This window comes from Virgibacillus aidingensis, from assembly GCF_010994035.1.
Lineage (GTDB): Bacteria > Bacillota > Bacilli > Bacillales > Amphibacillaceae > Virgibacillus_N.
On sequence record NZ_WIXN01000012.1, the window covers coordinates 54,648 to 72,469 of the forward strand.

Below are 17,822 nucleotides of genomic sequence, written 5' to 3' on the forward strand. Positions count from 1 at the left end.
CCGTCCCTTTGTTTCATATATTTAAAAGTTCGCGTACATCCTCTTCGCTCAGGCTGGAGAGCATGGTTTCTCCCGGCTGGATAACCTGGTCGATCAGTTCGCGTTTTTTCTGCTGCAGTTCAAAGATTTTTTCTTCTATTGTCCCTTCCGTAATCAGTCGAATCACCTGAACTACATTTTTCTGGCCGAAGCGATGTGCTCTTCCGGTTGCCTGGTCCTCTACGGCCGGGTTCCACCATAGATCGTATAAAATAACGGTATCCGCTCCCGTTAGATTCAATCCTGTCCCCCCAGCCTTTAAGGAAATAAGAAATACGTCATTTTCCCCGTTATTAAATCGTTCACTCATTTCCACTCTTTCCTTGGATGGCGTTTGCCCGTGCAAATAGAAATAGGATATTCCTTCCTGTCCCAATTTCTTCATAATGATGTCATGCATACTTGTAAACTGGGAAAATATCAGCATCCGCTTTCCATTTTTTACTGCATTCCGCACGGTTTCCATCAGCTGCTCCAGTTTTCCTGATTGCCCTTCATAGTTTTCTATAAACAATGAAGGATGACAGCAGATTTGTCGTAATCTGGTCAGCCCGGCCAGTATCTTCATTCTATTTTGCTGAAAGCCGCTCTCTTTCATGGATGCCGCAGCTTCTGCCTGCAGCCTGCGATGATACCCAATATATAAATCCTTCTGCTCTTTCGTCAGTTCGGATACATGGACAGACTCAATTTTTTCCGGCAGCTCTTTAAGCACATCCTGCTTCAGTCGCCGTAAAATAAACGGTTTTGTCATTCTTGCTATTTTTTCATTGGAAAGCTGCTTGAAGCTGCGATGATTTGGCAGCAGCCCCGGCAGAATGACTTGAAAAATCGCCCAAAGTTCATCAATGGAATTTTCAATTGGTGTCCCGCTTAATGCAAACCTTCTCCCCGCTTTGATTTCCCGGATTGCTTTGGAAGTTTTCGTTGCGTAATTTTTAATATATTGCGCTTCATCCAAAATCATTGTTTGAAAGGTTAATTCCCTGTAATGGCCCACATCCTGCCTCAGTGTAGCATAAGAAGTAATCCAGACATCGGCAGCAGAGGATTCCTTCATTTTTTTGTGACGATCCACCGGGTTTCCTGTAAGGACAGCAAGCTGCAGATCCGGAGCAAACTTCTCGCACTCATTTTTCCAGTTATAAACAACGGAAGATGGGGCGACAATCAAATGCGGGTGTTCCCTTTCTTCCGATGCAATATAGGCAATGCTCTGCAAAGTCTTCCCCAGACCCATATCATCTGCCAAAATACCGCCCAAGTGATAATTGCTGAGTGATTTAAACCATTGGTAGCCTGTATGCTGATAGTTTCTCAAATTCGCCTGTAAGTTTTCCGGCAAGGGATAAATTTGTTCATCCGGTGCTTTCAATTGATGCAGCAGCTTTCTGAAAGCCGGATCGTAATTTTTATTTGTCTCAATTAATTCATCCAGCTGGGTTCCCCGGAAAACCGGAAGAGATACATTTCCTTCCTGTACATCCGACTTTTCAATGTCCATATCATCAAACAGCCGTTTTATCGAAGAGAATTCTTCTCCTTCCAGAGACATCAGCGCCCCGCTGTCCAGTCGGTAATACCGCTTTTTCTCAATAATGGCATCCAGAATCCTGTTTATTTCCTCGTCATTCACGCCATCAATACTAAAACCTATTTCCAGTAAATTGGCGGATGATTCCAGACTGACACTTGTACTTGGTTTTGGTTCTGTTTCCACTATAAAATTCCGGACCTCCGAAGTTAAAAACAGTTCTACCTCTTCATCCAGCTGTGGCAGTATATGGTATAAAAAATTGTATATATCTTCATCTTCATAAGCTTCGATGTACAGTTCTTTTCCGTTATACCGGAAATTGGCATACTCAATCAGCTGCATAATGCTATGCTCTTTTTCCACATCCCGGATAATAAAAGCATCATGCGCCTCCCGCCCGTTGAAAGGGTCAATCTCATGATTGCCATAATGATATTCAAGTTTGCCGATAATCCAGTCTTCTTTCAGCTCAAGAAACAATTTAGCCCTGAGCGGCAGCTGGATAATTTCTTCAGCAACAGTGTCTTCCACCCGGACTTCCCCAATCTTTTTCAGTGTCGGCAAAGCCTCAGATAGAAATGTATCCGCCTTGTTTTTTTCAATAGGAAGGGAAAGGTCCGTCCCGAAGCCTGCTATCTGATCCAGAATAGGGATTTGGTTTTTTGCCGGAAAGTAAAACGTGCCACTATAAAACAAAAGATCATATTTATCAAAATAAACGATATCCTGCATATCATCCATTTTCAGCACTAATTCTTCCTTAGTGTTTTTGGACAAATGGAAGTTAAATGGAAGTCTATCTTTTTCAATATGAATAGGCTGATAGCTTTTATAACTTGATTCCACCGAAAAATTTCGATCCGTGAGTTTTTCAAGCAGCGGTTTTGCTGCGAGCGGCGGAATGATAACAGCCCGCTTGTTATCCGACCCGTCCTGATAATGATAAAATGGAAGATTCTTATAAACTTGCTCATTTTTTATAAAGGAATAAAGCTGTTCAAAAATGAACTGGTCTGCTTCTTGTAAATAATAAAATTCCGGATTATAGGTAAAGGTTTTTGTAAAATACTGTTCTCTTCCCTTGATTACATTGGATATAAACTCACTGGCGTTTTTTACGACAAAACACCGCTTTTCCCCTGCCTTGATTTCAAGCATGAGCTGTTTATTATAATTCCATTTGCAGTAATATTCTATTTTTAACGGTATCTTTGTTTGCGGTATATTCGTACTTTCCGGGGCAGACTGGGCTTCACTCAGTGCACGCATAAAACGGTTTGTCGTCTGATAATCAAACGCGGAAAAGGAAGAAGTGTTCCCTGGCTGTTTGTTAACAATGCTGATTAATGTGGCTGCAATATGTTTACAAGAGCCATATGTTTCATAAGCAGGACATTCACAGTACGTCCCAAGATAACCCTTTTCAAATCCATCCATATTAATTTCGACGAAGTAATTTATCGAGCCGCGCACAACAGCCGTCCACAGATTATTATTCATATCAAAAGAAACATCACTCACTCTGTTTTGCCGGTAATAGGCCATGCCTCTTTGATAGGTAATAGACGGAAATAATCGGGAAATATTAATATCAGCAAGATTTTTCAAAACAATAATACCTACCTTTTTGTTTTCATTATTACAATTGTAACCCAAAACAGATGCATTTTAAACCGATGGACTGGTATAAACAAGCCTTGTCACGAACGCGATGGATTGTTTTTCCGGGAGGCATGCAGCAATAAATACATGTAGACAAGCAGGGATATTATGACTGAAACTGCGGAAACAACATATATAATGCCATAGTTGAATAAATAGGCCAGCTGGCCAAATACGATTGCCCCGATTCCGATGCCCAAATCAAAAAAGGAAAAGAACGTCGCATTGGCCATTCCTTTCCGGTTCCCCGGTGCTTTATCCACTGCCCACGCCTGAAGTGCCGGCTGTACTGTTCCAAAACCCATGCCGTAAAGTGCTGCGGCAATAAGCAATACAGTCGTACTTGGCAGCCAGGCCAATAACAACATGGCCGCAAAAATTAAGATCGTCCCAGGCGGGAATACATAAGTATGTCCTTTTCGATCATAAATTCTTCCCGCAAATGTTCTGGAAAGCATTAAAAATAAGGCATACACCAAAAAGTAGGATTCAATGCCTGCCACACCCTTTTCTATCGCATGCAGCGGCAAAAATGTAGCAATACCGCCAAAGGTAAAAGTAATGAAAAATAATAGCACGGAAGGCTGTATTGCTGTTTTTTCAAAGATATCAAATTTCACAGCAGCTGTTCTATGCTCTGGCGGCACTGCTTTTTTATAGCGAATCCTGCTTGATAATAAAAAAGCAACAAGACCGCATGCAGCGCAGATTAAAAACAATTGGGTGAAGGAAATGACACCAACAAGGGTGAGACCAAGAGATGGACCAAATGCCAGGGCAAGGTTTCCAGATAAACCAAAATAACCCATACCTTCCCCGCGCCGTTTAGGTGGTATTAAATCCGTTGCAATCGTCCCTCCTGCCGTTGTGGAGAAACCCCAGCCAACCCCCTGGATAATCCGCATGATAATTAATAAAGCAATACTCGTTATAAATGCAAAGGAACCCACAGAGAGTACAAATACCGCAAGACCAAACATGTAAACAAACTGTCTGCCTTTGGATTCCAGCGCATGCCCTGCATAAGGACGCAGAAGCAGCGCAGAAAATGTAAAAATCCCGACAATCACTCCGACAAACTGATCCGTGGCTCCAAGCTCCTTCACAAACAACGGAATCGTCGGCAATGTCATTTGGAAGCCGAAAAACACAAAAAAATTCGCCAGACAAATGAACACGAAATCCCGGGTCCATATTTTGTCGGGCTTCACTGCAGTTTGATTGGATTCAGTACGCAAAATAAGCATCCCTTTCTCATTCACTCGAACTATATTATACATGAGTGTGTCAGGAAGTGAAATGGGGATGCTTGTATTTAGGTCTTTTTATACTGCTCTGTAGTTCCTCGATCCACCGTAACATTTGAAACTTTATACTTTCTTCATGTGCACTTAGAGCCCGGGACTGAACGCCGGCCGGGCAGCCGAGATTTATTCGCTGATAACACCGCAGGCAATACGGTTTCCGGCATCTCCTGCAGGCTGTGATACATAGTCATCCGCATCCGAATGAATAACCAGAGCAGTACCTCCATCTGCGTAAAGAGAATTTTCTCCTTCCCTGTCCAAGGTGACCATGTCAGCAGTTACTTCCTCACTTGCTGTTCCATCTTCCTGAATTTCGATGTTTGGCAGATCTCCGGCATGTGGTCCATCAGGGTCATCGAACCCATGGTTTGCATCAGTCGGATTATAATGACCGCCTGCTGATTCAAAGTCAGGTGCTTCACACTCCGCATTTTCATGAATATGAAATCCCTTTGTCCCGGCTGGGAGACCCTCGGCGTCCAGTAAAATATTTACGCCTTCATCTCCTTCTGTGAGTGTGGCTGTAGCTACAACGTTGCCTTCAGCGTCCTCCATCGATACGAGTACTTCTTCTTCTGCTGCAGCATTATCCGGCATTTCTTCATCTGTGCTGCCTGCTTCGTCCTGATTACCCTGCTCATCATTTTCGCTTGCAGCATCCTCTTCTGTTTCGGTATTTTCATCTATGTCTTCTTCATCTTCATTATTTGCTCCGCATGCTGCCAATATGGCAGCAAACATAATTACAAACAATATTAACAACCATCGTTTCATAACACTCGCCCCTTTTCTCGCTGGTTATTACTTATTTTTCACGATTGCGAGAATAATTAAACCTGTTTGGGAAAAGATAAGCAGTTTGTCCTTAATGTCGAGATAAAGCAAAACTGTTTTGCATACGAAAAAGGGAAAGCTTTTTGTATACTGATTTTTTTGAACGGAACGTTTCTCGTAATAATTGAATTTTTGTGTCATGAAAAAATATGAGAACTAACGTCAATTCATATTTATACTTTAATTCCCTGGATTACTGCAAAAAAAATAACAGCATGCCCAATGTAATTTCAGCATGCTGTGTTTTGTTCCGTAAATGAATTATGCAGCTGCTACTTCTTTGTCCTGTTTTCTTTTTTTGATGATTGTTGTACGTTCTTTTAAGAAAGGAATAACCCATCTATCCAAACCATATTTCCCGGCGTTGGCTCCCGCAGCAATGATGAACACGGTAATCAAAACCATTTGTGCATTGGTGCTGACAGTGCCGCTGAATAAGAATGCAAAGTTCATGGTGATACCCATTAATGCGGAGAAGTTAGTAAAAATGCCCAGAATAAGTGCCATACCGACCAGTAATTCTCCCCACATAACAAGGAATGTAAATAATTCTGCATTTGGCAAAGCGACTGCTTCCAAAAATGTTCCCCACCATGCCTGTACGGCCGGGTTATCACCGCCTGAGGCTGCAACAGCTCCCTGTAAGTATCCTGAAGCATCAAATTGACCGCCTGTAATTTTCCCATAACCGGCAACCATCCACTGGTATCCGATATAAACCCTTAAAAACACCAGGAGACCCGCAGCGATTTTACTATTCCGAAGAAAATTCATCATGAGTTCCAACCCCTTTAAAGTTAATTTATATGCTCATAATTTCACATATTTAAATGTATAATGTATTTGGTACATTTATATAATAGCACGTAATTACTTTTAGTGTATATAATATGTGTAATATTTCACATTTTAGCCAAAGCTTTTTGTCAATATTGTGAGGTAGTGAACAATGGTGGTTAGCTCTAAAAATATATGATTAACAGGTAATTATCATATCTTACCTATTTAATAGATTAATAACATACTGGAGGTTAGTGGCTGTGTGATCTCTCTCCACTAAAATAATTATCTGATAAGAAAAGTTAAACCTATAATACGTTTGTCCCGACTAGATATACTGTCTTTCTCCTGTGGTCGGCCGATTTGATTAGCGATTAATTTCCTTATGTCACTACTTGCCGCAGTACCCGTATTTGTCCAGTGGTGGACAACATGTATTGTTCCTGGTATGACATTTTTTTGCAAAAATTATCTTCCTTCCCTATTGACTTTTCCAAAAACATGATATACTGTGTATATAGATATACACACATTAACAGTTTTAAGGAGGTTATGCTCTATGAACGGCTGGAAGCAGGCATTTACTATTGCAAAACTTGAATTAAAAGCATCTGTGTTCAGCTTTTTATTTGCGCTTGCTTTTGTTTTGTTTCTCATTTATACACTTGTCAGCACATTTGATGCCTATATGGATAATGGCTTTGTATTCTTCGATTTAATATTCATTTTAATTTTTAGTTTTGCCCCAGTCTGGATGACACCAAAGGATTTTCAGATCCAAAAAATTAATGGAGACCTGATGGCTTCACCCATTTTGGTGATGCAAAACCAGCTCCCGATTAGTCAGGAAGTACTGGTTAAGAGCAGATTTATTATTCATTTTTTCTATTCATTTCCATTTCAGCTTTTAACCGTAGTTGCACTGTATACCATTTCTCCACTCCAGGGTATTTTATCTTTTGGTTCGTTTATTACATTTGCTATTATGTGGTTCGCTTTCGGTGTTTATGTCGGATATGCCATTCCATACGGTGACGCGGGAGAAAAGTTTCCTGCAAAGAATGACGCATTCATCGTTATATTTAACCTGCTCTTTTTTACCGGAGTATTTCTCGTGTTTACATTTTTTCATATTTTATTTGGTAATGGGATCATCTATTGGTCTATTGCTCTCGCAGAAAATTGGCCAATACTGTCAAGCGCTATTTCCATTATTCTGGCAATAGCAGGTTACCACCACTATAAATTTTATATGAAAAGAAAGATGGACAAGATCGATTACTTGTAACCCGGAAAGGAGTGTTTGCGATGGAGCTGCCCATTCGACTTTCGAAGGATTCACGGGAGCCTATTTACCATCAAATTGAAAATCAATTAAAAGCGCTGATTGCCGGTGGACACTTACCTGCAGACACGCCTTTGCCATCGATCAGGGCGCTTGCGAAGGATTTGGAAACGAGTGTGATTACCATTAGACGCGCTTATCAGGATCTGGAAAGCCAAGGATTTATACGAACAACGCAGGGAAAAGGAACCTTCGTTGCGGAAATTGATCAATCCCTTAAACAGCAGGTAAAGGTTTCATCCGTTTATCAATCGATGGAAAAAGCGGTAGCGATTGCAAGAAACTATGATTATACGTATCCTCAAATTGAAAATATATTTCAAGAAGTACTTGAAGCCCATAAAAGGGAGGGAAAATAACCATGAAGGATCTAGCAAGTATCACCGGTGTGAAAAAAACAATAGATGAATTTGAACTGGGGCCAATTGACTTGACAATTGAACCGGGAACCATTACTGCCCTAATCGGAAATAACGGTTCAGGGAAAAGCACGATCCTGAAATTAATGATGCATTTAGCTAAGGCAGATCAAGGAAGCATTCAAATTTTTGATACTTCTGTCGGAGGCCAGGATGAAAGCTGGAAAAACCATATTTCCTATCAGCCGCAAACAGTGGTCGGCTGGAATGCTTTTACCGGAAAAACGCTTAAAAGTTTTATTGCCCCGCTATATCCGGATTGGGATGAAAACTTATTTAACCAAATGGCAGAAGCATTAAATATTCCATTGAACAAACGTTTTGGCAAACTTTCCCAGGGTGTGCAGCAAAAGCTCAATCTGGCATTAACCCTGCCGAGGAACACACCAATATTATTACTGGATGAACCGACAGCGTCGATTGACATCCCATCCAAAAAAATAATTATAGATTTGCTGACAGACTGGATGGATCAAGGTGAACGGGCCATCGTCATGGCCAGCCATCAATCCGAAGACATCATGAAACTTGCAGATTACTTATCCGTACTAAAGAATGGGAAAATGGTTGGGACTTTTGAAAAGGAAACATTGAAAGAGAGCCATACGCGCTACTGGATGAAAGATGAGCTCCCGGCTGCAGCTGTACCGGGCGAAATTGCACGGGAACAACAAATGATTATTTCCAATGATCCGGAGGCTGCCGAGAAGTACTTTTCGGAAAATAACTTAATCTGCATGGATGCTGCTAAACTGGATTTGGATGAAATTATTGCTATTTTGCTGTCGTGACAAACGGTTTTTTTCAAATGGACTTATTTTATAATTTTGTCATTTTATAACCGGAAAAAAACTGCTGCCAACTAAAAATGGAAGGGATGAATACACACATGGAAACAATGTTATCCGTAGAAAACCTCGGAAAGTCATTTAAAGACAAACAAGTGCTTTCCAACATCTCCTTTGATGTCCGAAGAGGAGAAATCATGGCTATTCTCGGTCCGAATGGCGCCGGGAAATCCACCACCATCCGAAATATTATGGGAATTATGTATCCTGATGAGGGCGCGATCCGGTTTCGGGAAATGAACGGAAAGGAAATTCCGCGCCATAAAATCGGATATCTGCCTGAGGAACGTGGTTTGTATAAAAATGTAAGTGTCATGGATATTTTACTCTATTTGGCAGAATTGAAGGATTATCCGCTTGATAAGGCGAAGCAGCGTGCACTTGCTTATTTAAAGAAATTTGACCTGGAGGGAAAAGACAAAGTCTCCATGGAAGAGCTGTCAAAAGGGATGGGGCAAAAAGTGCAATTTATTGCATCAGTGATTCATGAGCCGGAGCTGCTTATTCTGGATGAACCTTTTTCCGGACTGGACCCTGTCAGTCAGGAGCTGTTCAAAGAGGAAATCCGCCAGCTTGCTGAGGATGGAACCGCCATATTATTATCCTCCCACCAAATGAATCTGGTCGAGGAGATGGCAGACCGGCTGTTCATGATTCACCAAGGTCAGAAAGTAATTTATGGAACAATGGATGATGTAAAAACGCAATATGCCAATTTCAAATGTACCATTCGCGGAAAAAATGATCTGCGGGTGTTGGAGGACATTCCGCAGGTTGAGCGTGTGGAACAAAACGAGGAAAAATTCGTGCTTTATCTGTCCAAAGATGTACATCCGAACGAATGGTTAAAAGTCATACCTGAACAGGTGAACATCCAGGAATTAACACTGGACCGGATTACCCTGCACGAAATTTTCATTGATATTGCGACAAATAAAAACCTGCTGCAAAAAGAAGGTGAAGTACATGCGTAACACAAAAAAAGTGGCCAAATGGGAAATTAAACGGAATATGAAAAACAAAACCTATTTAATTGGATTATTTTTAACACCAGTGCTTATGGTTGGCTTTTATGCCTTGTTTTCCTGGATCGGCGGCGGTGATGAGACAGAGACAGAACAGGTTGACGTCTTTATCAACGACCAGCTGGAAATCTTCCCTGCAATTGAAGAGACTGTGGAGCAAAGCGGGTTTGATTGGAACCTGGAAGAGACCGATCTGGCTGAGGCTGATATGGAAGGAGCACTAGAAGACAATGAGGATACAGCCTACCTGTTTATTGATGAACGGGCTCTGGAGGACGGTGTAGTGCCCGTTTATACAAGCGAAGATATCGATCAATTTTTCACAAATCAGGTGCAGCTGCTTGAGACACCAATTCAGACCATGCAAATGGCTCAGCTGGGATTATCGGAAGAAGAACTTGCCTTTATTTTCAGGGGGGTTTCCTTTGAGGAAACATCTTCAGCAGCAATAGGCGGTAATGGAGGAGATTCCGGAACAGCTGAATCCGGACTCTTTACGGGAGAATCCGCCGAACGGGCTATCCCCGGTATTTTTGCAGCATTTATTTATCTGTCGATTGTGTTTACCGGAATGGCCATTTTCCAAAGTGCATCACTCGAGAAAAAGGATAAAATTGCAGAGATTATCCTGTCTTCGGTTACCCCAGGTGAATTAATGCAAGGAAAAGTTATCGGTTATTTCGTCCTGGGACTTATCCAGACGGTAATTTCCGTTGCGATCATTCTGCCAATCCTCATATGGCAAGTTGACTTTCCGTTTATGGATTATGCACTCGTTCCCGAACTTGCGTTATTGCTGCTGATTTCCGTACTTGGCTATTTGCTTTTTGCAGCCGTGTTTGTCGGTGTCGGTGCTACAATGACAGATGTGACCACCGCCGGGAACTTCCAGGGGATGGTCATGATGCTGCCATTTCTGCCGTTTATCTTTATCGGCCCTGTGTTTAGTGATCCAAACGGCCTGATGGCACAAATCGGCACGTATATTCCATTTACTTCGCCGGGAGTATTGATCATGCGGTTGTCCCTGCTTGATGAATGGCCATGGGTGGAAATTATTATTGCACTTGCTATCTTAATCGTGAGTGTCTGGCTGTTTATGAAGCTGGCAGGGAAGATATTTAAAGTCGGGATTTTATTGTACGGGAAGAATGCTACGCCCGGTGAGATTTGGAAGTGGATCCGGGCCTGATTGGAAAGTAAAATACATGCGGTCATGCATATGATGTTTTGCCTGACCGCATTTTTGTTCAGCCTGAAACAAAGCAGTTTTTGTAACAATTAAAACAGCCCCGCTTTCCAGGAGGAAGCGGGACTGCAAAAATGGGGGCTCCAGATTTTAGTGATGGAGCCAATTTGGGGTATATGTGAAATCATACAAATTTCTGCGATTATTATTTGGACAGACTATAACTTTATCCTTAAAAGTAATACAAAAGCACAGCGACAGTACATATACTAACTTTTGCGAGGAATCTCATTGACCGCACCTCCAAGGATGTTGTCTGTTTCTATGTACATCATACAAAATTAGTATGAAGAGAATGCTAAGTGGAGGTTAAGTTTTTGTAAACTATTTCGGCATGGGAAAAAGCTGTATTTCAATAGGAGTATACAGCTTTTTTTATCTTGTAGCCTGCTGCCTTATTTTCCTTATGCGCAGACACTATGCTTCAATCTATCTGCAGCCATTCCTGCAATTTTTCTGCCGTTGAATCACTGGCGGCAGTCTTTTTTAAATATGCCATGTCCAATCGCTCCCTATGCAGAAGCAGCATTCTTCTCCCCCATTCACAGTCTGAAGTTGATCTCCAGTGCACACATGCCCGCAAACGATCTAAAATAATATCCTCAATGCCAATGACATAGACCTTTTGTTTATCCTCCAATTCCAGTTGAATAATGCGATTTTCGTCTGCACCTTCCAATACATTATTTGGAATTTCAATGCTGACCATTAATGTTTCATGGTATAAATGCCGTCCTGCTTTGATAAAATCCAGCTGCCGGAGCAGTTCAGCCGCTAAACCCCGGTCACTAATGATGACATCGATATCAACAGTAGTATAGTCCCCCCGAGTATAAATCTCTACAGCAAGTCCCCCGACAATAACTGGTTTAATGTGGTGCGTTTCCAGAAGGCCTGTCAATACCGCAGCAGCACCAACCATTTTTTCAAATTTACTTTTATGCTTTAATTCACTCAGTTTCTGCTTTGCCTCATCAATCGAACTCATAATACCACACCCGTTCACTCAGGTACTTTATTTTTCCGGACGCTTCTGCTTCTTCCCAGTTTTTTTGGCATAAATAATCAAGAATTTTTATTTCATCAGGGTCACGGGGCCTTGTGCGGCTGCTTCTTCCATTGCATTTTTCCCGAAGCATTTTTTGCTCCACGTTATTCTTGTTTTTTGAAATAAAGGCATTTAAGTCTTTTATATCCATCCTATTCACCGGCGACCCCTCCCTCATATGATCATAAAAAAATGACTGGAAGCCAATGTTATTCGTCATTAAAATAATCGCCTTATAAAGTGATACTTATACAATTCGTATATTAATTATAACAGAAGTTTCTATAAATGGCCGGGCTCTCCTGGACGGTGTCATTTGGGGGTGATATACATTTTTGACATACTCCCAACTTATCCATCTCCATTAATTATTTCTAAATCGGGATCAAAAACATACGCTGTAATATTGGGATCATTCATGTTAAACTCAAAACAAAAGCTGAGGAGAGGTGATTCATTGAAGATTGCAGTGATCCATGGTTCCACCAGATTAAACGGAAATACGGAATACTTAACCTATCAGGCGATTCCCAAAGAAAAGGGAACCCACATTTTTTTACGCGATTACAACATAGAACCGATTGTGGATGAACGTCATTCGGAGGAAGGCTTTCCTGAGGTAAACGACGATCATGAAAAACTGATTGACCTTATGCTTGAACATGATGTGCTTGTATTTTCAACACCGATTTACTGGTACGGGATGTCGGGTCCGCTGAAAACCTATATTGACCGCTGGTCCCAAATTATGAGAGATCCGGACTACACCCATTTCAGAGGTGAGCTGGGAAAAAAGAAAGCATATCTTATTGCAGTCGGCGGAGATCATCCAAAAGTAAAAGGACTTCCGTTAGTCCAGCAATTCAATTATATTTGCCAGTTTTACGGAATGCGCTTTGAGGACTATGTGATCGGAGAAGCAAGAAAGCCGGGGGAGATTCGAAATGATGAAGCTGCACTGAAGGCTGCAGCACAGTTAATAAAAGAACTTCATTAACCTTGAAAGCTGTCCGGATATTTTTCCCGGACAGTTTTTTACATTCGCAGACCATGTTTGAGAGCCAGTTCCCTATAATTCAAATAGATGGCATAAACACCTGTCATCAGTATAAATCCATGCGCGATCCCAAATGGAATGGAAAATGCGGGGCCGGCAAGAAATAAAAATATAACAACAATACCTGATATCGCCATATTTTTTACATATTTATTCATCACTTCACCTCCCTTGCATCAGTCAATTGCATTCATCCATGATGTATCAATAAGACCCGACAACCATTAATGCTCTTCATCTATCTTTTCATGCCTTTTCCATTTAATATAATTATAGGTTAATTCGCCTGTAAATAAAATTGCTATAATAACATAAACAATAATCTCTGTTGCAGGGTGGATATTCGCTATTCTGAATACCAAAAATAAAACAGCAAAACCTATTGGCGTCATCCAAATGCCCCGGATAAGCTTCCTCCGGTAACTAAGCTTATGATACATAACCGCAAACCCTTTATCTGTTTTTTCCTTTCCCCGATAGATAAAAGACAAAATACCAGAAAACGCCTGCACAAGGGAAACCGTCAAAATGATTTGTCCCAGCGGCAATGGATGATATACGGTTAAGATTGGATGCAGCGTATAACCCCTCCCCTTTTCTAACCCTAACCAGGCTCAGAACAATTTATGCCTCCCAATCACCAAATAGTAGTCCTAATGATTCATTTTCCAATTTACAAGTTTAATTTCTCTCAAACCAGGTTACATAGATTTAACCTGCATCTTTTATAGAATTTTAACTACAGCAAGGAGGCTGCGGCAAATGGTATATCGAACAGCCACGGGGATTGGAGTGTTGCTGCTGCTACTTTTGGCAATATCTTCCCTTCACCCGGTTACCAGTGTAGCAGAAAACGGGGATGTTTACGAGGTCGGGGACATAAAGCTGAATGTCAGAGCAGCGCCTTCCAAACAGGCGGATGTCATCGGCCAGTTGGAAAAAGGCGACCGTGTGATGGTATTTGAAGAACAGTATGGCTGGGCAAAGACCTATTATGGCGGTGAAGAAGCCTGGTTTGCTGCATATTATGCCACAAAGCTATCGGACAGCGGACAAGTCAGTAAAGAACAATCTGTAACAGTAACAGCTTCAGGGGTGCATATACGGTCCGGTCCCGGAACCAATCATTCTATTATCGGGTTTACGACATCAGGAGATACATATAGTTTGCTGGAAACTTCAGGCGGCTGGCATAATGTAAATCTGGGAGACGGGTCAAGCGGCTGGATTGCCGGGTGGCTGACTGATTCAGGAGTAACAGATGAAACAGCTGACGAGCGTAAGCCGGAAGAAACTGCAAAAAAGGACAATCAGGCAGAAGAAACAAAAAGTGAGACCGCTGGAGTAAGCACGACTAATCACCCCCTTTCCGGGTATAATATTGTGCTGGATCCCGGACACGGAGGGAAAGATCCTGGGGCTGTGGTTGGAAAAATACATGAAAAAGACCTTGTCACACAGACTGCTGATAATGTTGCCCAAAAGCTGCGGGATGAAGGAGCAACCGTTATTTTAACTCGGACAGGTGATTATTATGTTACCCTTGACGATCGGGTCCGCATCAGCCGGGACTATCATACGCATGCATTCGTCAGTTTGCATTACGATTCTTTTCCGGTGATTGCCACAAGCGGGGTGAGTACGTATTTTAATTCCACTGCCGACAGGGAATTGGCTGATGCCATGCAATCTTCATTATCATCAAATCTGACTCTTCATAACAGGGGTGTCATGCAGGGCAGTTATCGTGTTTTACGCAATAATCCTGCCCCATCGGTTATTTTGGAGCTCGGATTTATGACCAATCCAAATGATCTTGCTGTTATACAAACAGAAGATTATCATAATAGTGTTGCCGAGGCGGTGACAGATGGGCTGAAAAGTTATTTTCAATGATTGGATAATAAAGCTGTCCTTGGTGGGACAGCTTCTTTAATCATCCTTCAAAATTCAAAAATGTTTTCATTTACCAGAAGTTTATTAAAATGTCTATCCACCCTCATATCAAAGGGTATTTATAATATGGCATACCTCCCCAAAAATTCTTTAATGCTGAAATCGCTCCAGCCGCTGGAAAAATTCTTTTAGAAAGTCATAAAACAGCTTCTCTGTCGGCAGCAGCTGCCGATCTTTTGGTACAATGACGCCTACTGTCCGGGATACGTTTGGCTCCATTACCGGAATTTTTCTTGTTGCGCGCGGTACATGGTCAATCAATGTAATTTCCGGCACGAGGGAAATGCCAAGACCTGCAGAGACAAGGCCTTTAATGGCATCAATGTCTTTTCCTTCAAAAGTGACATTCGGTGTGAACCCCATCTGCTTACAAGCATTAACAATCAAATCACGCAGCACATACCCTTCCGGAAACAAAATAAAAGCATCTTCCCGGAGCTGATTTAACGTGATGGCTGAGGCTCCGGAAAGGGAGTGGCTTATCGGCACGAGAGCATTGATACCTTCTGTAAATAATATGGAAGTCTCCAGTTTTTTTTCATTCTGCGGAAGTGGACCGAGAATTGCCATGTTGCTCTCCCCTCGGATCACCGCTTCTTTTAAATCATAATAAGATCCCTGATTCAACTGGAATTTCACATTTGGATAACGATCGCGAAAGGCAGATATGGCTGTTGGCAAAATATATGTTGCCAGACTGCTCGGATAGCCAATATGCACGGTACCAAGCTCAGGGTCATTAAATTCTTCTACTACCTGGACAGCATCCCTGATGACATTCTCTGCTCTCTCCATATGCTCCAAAAAGACTCGGCCAATCGGGGTTAACCGTACATTGCGCCCCTCCCTGACAAAAAGGTCTACTCCGAGCTCCTTCTCCAGATTAAACACTTGTCTGCTGACAGCAGACTGAGCAACGTGCAAGGCATTTGCCGCCTCTGTTATATGTTCTCTTTTCGCAACTTCAATAAAGTAATGAATTTGCCGCAGTTCCATTTATAATCACCCATATTAATCTTATCTCATTCCGGCATGGATTACATCTAAAAAAGATATTGTTTAGATGAGTAAATTATTGTAAAATTAAAGCAATACATTTTCGATGCGAGGATGTTTATAACATGCACTCTTACTGGTTTAAATTATGGATGGAACGGAAAAAACCAGATTACAACAGAATGCATAAATACTTTGTTTACTGCATAAATAGAATATTGCTTTTTAATAACGGTAATCTTAGTAATATGGGAGGTATCAGGTGACATATGACAATAACCAAAGAAATGAAGATGACCAGCAAAGAAGAAAAAGTTCAAAAGTATATGAATAAGGTCTATGAGAAAGTAATAGAGAGAAATCCAAATGAAAAAGAATTCCATCAATCCGTCAAGGACGTTTTTCAATCCCTCATCCCTATCCTCGCCAAAAAACCCGAATACATGGAGAAAAACATATTGGAACAGCTTGTGGAACCGGAAAGAGTGATAACATTTCGTGTGCCATGGGTTGACGATCAGGGAAAAGTGCAAGTAAATCGAGGTTTCCGTGTACAATTCAACAGTGCGCTGGGACCTTATAAAGGTGGCTTAAGGTTTCATCCATCAGTAAATTTAAGTATTGTTAAATTTTTGGCACTGCAGCAGATTTTTAAAAATTCCCTAACCGGTCAGCCGATTGGCGGCGGAAAAGGCGGAGCGGATTTTGACCCAAAAGGAAAATCGGATAACGAAATTATGCGATTTTGCCAAAGTTTTATGACGGAGCTCTCAAAACATATTGGTCCCGATGTTGATATACCTGCAGGGGATATTGGTGTCGGTGCCAGGGAGATCGGGTATATGTTCGGGCAGTATAAAAAAATCCGCGGCAGCTTTCAGGCAGGGGTGCTGACAGGCAAGGGGTTAAATTATGGCGGGAGCCTGGCCCGCAAAGAAGCAACCGGATATGGCACTGTTTACTTTTTGCAGGAAATGTTAAAAGGAAATGGAATGACATTAAACGGCAGTACGGTTGTTATCTCCGGATCGGGCAATGTATCCATCTATGCCATGGAAAAAGCAATAGAACTGGGGGCGAAAGTAATTGCCTGCAGTGATTCAGACGGCTATATTTTTGATTATAACGGCATCGATGTGGAGACGGTAAAACGCTTGAAAGAAGGAAACGGGGATCGGATTAGATATTATGTACGGGAGCATCCAAGTGCAACCTATGTAGAAGGATGTACAGGAATCTGGTCTGTCCCCTGCGGTGTAGCACTTCCATGTGCAACACAAAATGAAATTGATGAGACAGCCGCAAAACAGCTTGTGGAAAATGGTGTAAAAGCTGTGGCAGAAGGAGCTAATATGCCATCTACTGCAGAAGCCATTGAAGTTTTTATGAAAAGTGACGTATTATTCGGACCCGCCAAGGCTGTAAATGCCGGTGGTGTGGCTGCTTCTTCATTGGAAATGGCACAAAACAGCATGCGCATGTCCTGGAGTTTTGATGAAGTCGATGCCCAGCTTCAGGAAATAATGAAATCAATCTATCAAAATTGTGTAGAAGCCGCGAAAGAATACGGCCAGGAAGGAAACCTGATTGCCGGAGCAAACATTGCCGGTTTCCAAAAAGTAGCCGACGCCATGATCGAACAAGGCGTCATTTAGTGGGACACGGGGACAGGTCCCTTGTCCCAAAGTGATATAATAGGATTAAATCAACCGGGACAGTT

17 protein-coding genes are annotated in these 17,822 nt (G+C 41.8%); 8 read left to right on the forward strand and 9 right to left on the reverse strand.

Features of this window, described 5'->3' with window-relative positions; translation table 11 throughout:
* Positions 1 to 13: 13 nt before the first annotated feature.
* The 4 genes from GHD25_RS11640 to GHD25_RS11655 form a co-directional block, all read right to left on the reverse strand.
* Positions 14 to 3,184 (reverse strand): DEAD/DEAH box helicase, encoded by a 3,171-nt coding sequence (locus GHD25_RS11640; RefSeq protein WP_164217116.1) that lies wholly within the window; start codon positions 3,182 to 3,184, stop codon positions 14 to 16.
* A 92-nt stretch (positions 3,185 to 3,276) separates the two neighbouring features.
* Positions 3,277 to 4,485 carry an MFS transporter gene (locus GHD25_RS11645; RefSeq protein WP_164217118.1) on the reverse strand — a complete coding sequence of 403 codons (1,209 nt, stop codon included), beginning with the start codon at positions 4,483 to 4,485 and terminating at the stop codon, positions 3,277 to 3,279.
* Positions 4,486 to 4,668: 183 nt separating this feature from the next.
* Entirely contained in the window at positions 4,669 to 5,319 is a 651-nt protein-coding gene (locus tag GHD25_RS11650; protein ID WP_164217015.1) for a superoxide dismutase family protein, read from the reverse strand.
* 321 nt (positions 5,320 to 5,640) lie between these two features.
* Positions 5,641 to 6,156, reverse strand: a complete 516-nt coding sequence (locus GHD25_RS11655) for a DoxX family protein (RefSeq protein WP_164217017.1) — start codon at positions 6,154 to 6,156, stop codon at positions 5,641 to 5,643.
* Positions 6,157 to 6,718: 562 nt separating this feature from the next.
* On the opposite strand from GHD25_RS11655, the gene GHD25_RS11660 reads away from it, so the two are divergent.
* The 5 genes from GHD25_RS11660 to GHD25_RS11680 all read left to right on the forward strand — a co-directional run bounded on the left by GHD25_RS11660 (position 6,719) and on the right by GHD25_RS11680 (position 10,988).
* Positions 6,719 to 7,447, forward strand: a complete 729-nt coding sequence (locus GHD25_RS11660; protein WP_164217019.1) for a hypothetical protein — start codon at positions 6,719 to 6,721, stop codon at positions 7,445 to 7,447.
* 20 nt (positions 7,448 to 7,467) lie between these two features.
* Positions 7,468 to 7,863, forward strand: a complete 396-nt coding sequence (locus GHD25_RS11665; RefSeq protein WP_164217021.1) for a GntR family transcriptional regulator — start codon at positions 7,468 to 7,470, stop codon at positions 7,861 to 7,863.
* 2 nt (positions 7,864 to 7,865) lie between these two features.
* A complete protein-coding gene (locus GHD25_RS11670) occupies positions 7,866 to 8,714 on the forward strand; it encodes an ATP-binding cassette domain-containing protein (protein WP_164217023.1) in 849 nt (282 codons plus the stop codon).
* A 98-nt stretch (positions 8,715 to 8,812) separates the two neighbouring features.
* Positions 8,813 to 9,745: an ABC transporter ATP-binding protein gene (locus GHD25_RS11675; protein ID WP_164217025.1), complete on the forward strand. Its 933-nt coding sequence runs from the start codon at positions 8,813 to 8,815 to the stop codon at positions 9,743 to 9,745.
* Positions 9,738 to 10,988, forward strand: coding sequence for an ABC transporter permease (locus GHD25_RS11680; RefSeq protein WP_164217027.1), 1,251 nt, complete (start codon positions 9,738 to 9,740; stop codon positions 10,986 to 10,988). The genes GHD25_RS11675 and GHD25_RS11680 overlap by 8 nt, the downstream gene beginning before the upstream one ends.
* 481 nt (positions 10,989 to 11,469) lie before the next feature.
* Here the strand turns inward: GHD25_RS11680 and GHD25_RS11685 are convergent, their stop codons facing one another.
* Positions 11,470 to 12,051, reverse strand: a complete 582-nt coding sequence (locus tag GHD25_RS11685) for a DUF6036 family nucleotidyltransferase (protein ID WP_240452336.1) — start codon at positions 12,049 to 12,051, stop codon at positions 11,470 to 11,472.
* Positions 12,020 to 12,244: a hypothetical protein gene (locus GHD25_RS11690; RefSeq protein WP_240452351.1), complete on the reverse strand. Its 225-nt coding sequence runs from the start codon at positions 12,242 to 12,244 to the stop codon at positions 12,020 to 12,022. The genes GHD25_RS11685 and GHD25_RS11690 overlap by 32 nt, the downstream gene beginning before the upstream one ends.
* A gap of 306 nt (positions 12,245 to 12,550) precedes the next feature.
* Here GHD25_RS11690 and GHD25_RS11695 point away from each other — a divergent pair, with 306 nt between their 5' ends.
* Positions 12,551 to 13,090, forward strand: a complete 540-nt coding sequence (locus GHD25_RS11695; protein WP_164217031.1) for a flavodoxin family protein — start codon at positions 12,551 to 12,553, stop codon at positions 13,088 to 13,090.
* A gap of 38 nt (positions 13,091 to 13,128) precedes the next feature.
* Here GHD25_RS11695 and GHD25_RS11700 read toward each other — a convergent pair whose 3' ends face one another.
* Positions 13,129 to 13,308 carry a hypothetical protein gene (locus GHD25_RS11700; RefSeq protein WP_164217033.1) on the reverse strand — a complete coding sequence of 60 codons (180 nt, stop codon included), beginning with the start codon at positions 13,306 to 13,308 and terminating at the stop codon, positions 13,129 to 13,131.
* Positions 13,309 to 13,374: 66 nt separating this feature from the next.
* Positions 13,375 to 13,698 carry a hypothetical protein gene (locus GHD25_RS11705; protein WP_164216930.1) on the reverse strand — a complete coding sequence of 108 codons (324 nt, stop codon included), beginning with the start codon at positions 13,696 to 13,698 and terminating at the stop codon, positions 13,375 to 13,377.
* 214 nt (positions 13,699 to 13,912) lie between these two features.
* Here GHD25_RS11705 and GHD25_RS11710 point away from each other — a divergent pair, with 214 nt between their 5' ends.
* Complete coding sequence (locus GHD25_RS11710; RefSeq protein WP_164217035.1) at positions 13,913 to 15,046, forward strand: N-acetylmuramoyl-L-alanine amidase; 1,134 nt, start codon at positions 13,913 to 13,915, stop codon at positions 15,044 to 15,046.
* A gap of 150 nt (positions 15,047 to 15,196) precedes the next feature.
* Here the strand turns inward: GHD25_RS11710 and GHD25_RS11715 are convergent, their stop codons facing one another.
* Positions 15,197 to 16,102 (reverse strand): LysR family transcriptional regulator, encoded by a 906-nt coding sequence (locus GHD25_RS11715; protein ID WP_164217037.1) that lies wholly within the window; start codon positions 16,100 to 16,102, stop codon positions 15,197 to 15,199.
* 269 nt (positions 16,103 to 16,371) lie between these two features.
* Between GHD25_RS11715 and gdhA the strand changes: the two genes are divergently transcribed.
* The gene (gdhA, locus tag GHD25_RS11720; protein ID WP_240452342.1) at positions 16,372 to 17,757 is read left to right on the forward strand and encodes an NADP-specific glutamate dehydrogenase; all 1,386 of its coding nucleotides are present in this window, start codon (positions 16,372 to 16,374) and stop codon (positions 17,755 to 17,757) included.
* The last annotated feature ends 65 nt before the right edge of the window (positions 17,758 to 17,822 follow it).